Source organism: Micromonospora sp. CV4 (assembly GCF_003667455.1).
Taxonomy (GTDB): domain Bacteria; phylum Actinomycetota; class Actinomycetes; order Mycobacteriales; family Micromonosporaceae; genus Micromonospora.
The window spans coordinates 1-1,684 of sequence record NZ_RCVI01000067.1 but is presented as its reverse complement, the minus strand read 5'-3'; the positions used below and the strand labels follow the sequence as shown (position 1 = coordinate 1,684).

The 1,684-nt window shown below is 76.4% G+C and carries 1 protein-coding gene; it reads left to right on the top strand.

Annotated elements, in window-relative coordinates; all coding sequences use genetic code 11:
- Positions 1-1,684 (top strand): M28 family peptidase (locus EAD98_RS00370; RefSeq protein WP_121652122.1); only part of this gene is annotated, 1,684 nt, incomplete at both ends.

Genomic DNA, 1,684 nt, shown 5'->3' with positions numbered 1-1,684 from the left:
CCCTCGTCGCGCTGGTCGCCGTCGGCGCCGGCAGCCTGCTCGACCTGCGCACCCCGGCCCCGGCACCGGCCGACGCGCCCGTCAACGAGTTCAGCGCCGGCCGGGCGTACGAGGACGTCCAGGTCATCGCGGCCCGGTCGCACGTCGCCGGAAGCCCGGCCAACGACCAGGTCCGCGCGCACATCGAGCAGCAGCTACGCGGCCTGGGCCTGGAGACCGACGTGCAGGACACGGTCGCCCCGGAAGCCGGCCAGCTCAGCGGGGCCGCGGGCGGGGCGACCCTGGCCCGGGTCCGCAACGTGGTGGCCCGGCTGCCCGGCACCGACCCGACCGGCCGGGTCTTCCTGGTGGCCCACTACGACTCGGTGCAGACCGGCCCGGGTGGCAACGACGACGCCGCCGGCACCTCGGCGATCCTGGAGGTGGCCCGGGCGCTGGCCGCCGGTCCCCGGCCCCGCAACGACATCGTCTTCGTGCTGACCGACGCCGAGGAGGCCTGCCTCTGCGGCGCGTCCGCGTTCGCCGCCAGTCACCCGCTGGCCGCCGACGGTGGCGTGGTGCTCAACCTGGAGGCGCGTGGCTCCACCGGCCCGGTGATCATGTTCGAGACGTCCCGGAACAACGCGAAGCTGGTGGACGTCTTCGGCCGGGCCGCCCCGCACCCGGTCGGCACCTCCTTCGCGGTGGAGATCTACCGCGCGCTGCCCAACGACACCGACTTCACCGCGTTCCTGGACCGGAAGTTCGTCGGGCTGAACTCGGCGTACATCGACGGCGGCGCGATCTACCACACGCCGCTGGACACCCCGGCGGCGATGGACCGCGGCAGTCTCCAGCAGCACGGGGACAACGCGCTGGGCCTGGCCCGGGAGTTCGGTCGCACCGACCTGACCGACCTGCGCTCCGGGCACGACGCCACCTACTTCCCGGTCCCCGGCGGGCTGGTCCGCTACCCCGGCTGGCTCACCCTGCCGCTGGCCCTGCTCGCGGTGCTCGCGGTGGCCGCGCTGGGTTGGCTGACCCTCCGGCGGGGCCGGGCCAGCACCGGCCGGCTCGCCGCCGGCTTCGGGCTGGCCCTGGTGCCGATCGTGGCCGCGCCACTGGCCGCGCAACTGCTCTGGATGGCGATCACCGCGATCCGACCGGGGTACGCCGAACTGCTCGACCCGTACCGGCCGATCTGGTACCGGCTGTCCGTGCTGGCGCTGGCCGCCGCCATCCTGTTCACCTGGTACGCGCTGACCCGCCGCCGGATCGGGCCGGCCGCGCTCGCCGTCGGCGGGCTGGCCTGGCTGGCCCTGCTCGGCGTGCTGCTCGCCGTGGCGGTGCCCGGCGGGGCGTACCTCACGACCCTGCCGGCCCTCGCCGGCGCGCTCGGCGGCCTGCTCGCGCTGCGCACCCGGCAGACCGGGCCGTGGCCGGTGGTGGCGGTGACCGCCGCCGGAGCGGTCGGTGTGGTCATCCTGCTGCCCACCGTGGTGCTGCTCTTCCCCGCGCTGGGAATGGCGATGGGCGGGGTGGCCGCGCTGGTCGCGGTGCTGCTCGGCCTGACCGCGCTCCCGGTGGTCGACCTGCTGCACCCGCAGGCCGGCGGCCAGCGGGCGCTGCGCGCGCTGCGGGCCCGGCGGCTCGCGGTACTGCCGGCCGGCGCCGCCGCGCTGGCGGCGGTGGTGCTCGCCGGGGT